General features: G+C 40.1%; 1 protein-coding gene. It reads right to left on the bottom strand.

Features of this window, described 5'->3' with window-relative positions:
• Nucleotides 1–32: 32 nt before the first annotated feature.
• A partial coding sequence (locus HHA41_RS13025; RefSeq protein ID WP_168461965.1) for an IS256 family transposase occupies nucleotides 33–659 on the bottom strand: 627 nt, incomplete at its 5' end.

Below are 659 nucleotides of genomic sequence, written 5' to 3'. Positions count from 1 at the left end.
GAGGGTGTAAATAATTCTGTGTAAATGTGGTTTTAAAAATACTTGGTTACACGTTCTTCAAACATGATACTAAAACGATTCATGGCAGCTTTCCAATTCTGAATGGGCATCGTCCATTTTTTGCTTGCTGCCATAATCGCTAAATATACCACTTTTTTCACAGAATCATCGGTTGGGAAGATTTTTCTTTTCTTGGTGGCATGGCGAATGACACTGTTCAAGGATTCAATTGCATTGGTGGTATAAATCGCCTTGCGAATGTCCATTGGATAGGCAAAGAACGTGTTGAGATTCGACCAGTTGGCAAGCCATGATTTACTGATTTGAGGATATTTATCGTCCCACTTTTGACCAAATTCATCCAGGGCTTGCAGGGCTGCATCTTCGGTAACAGATTGATAAACTTTCTTTAAATCGGCAGTAACAGCTTTGTAGTCTTTCCAGCTCACATATTTCAAGCTATTGCGTACCATGTGGATAATACACAACTGGATATGAGTGTCAGGGTAAACTGTATTGATTGCATCAGGGAAGCCTTTTAAGCCATCTACACACGCAATTAGAATGTCTTTCACACCTCGATTCTTGAGTTCGGTTAAAACCGATAACCAGAATTTAGCCCCCTCGTTTTCTGCCATCCATAACCCCAATAGTTCTTT

The organism is Acinetobacter sp. A1 (assembly GCF_012371315.1).
Classification (GTDB): domain Bacteria; phylum Pseudomonadota; class Gammaproteobacteria; order Pseudomonadales; family Moraxellaceae; genus Acinetobacter.
This window is presented reverse-complemented; position numbering and strand designations above follow the sequence as displayed.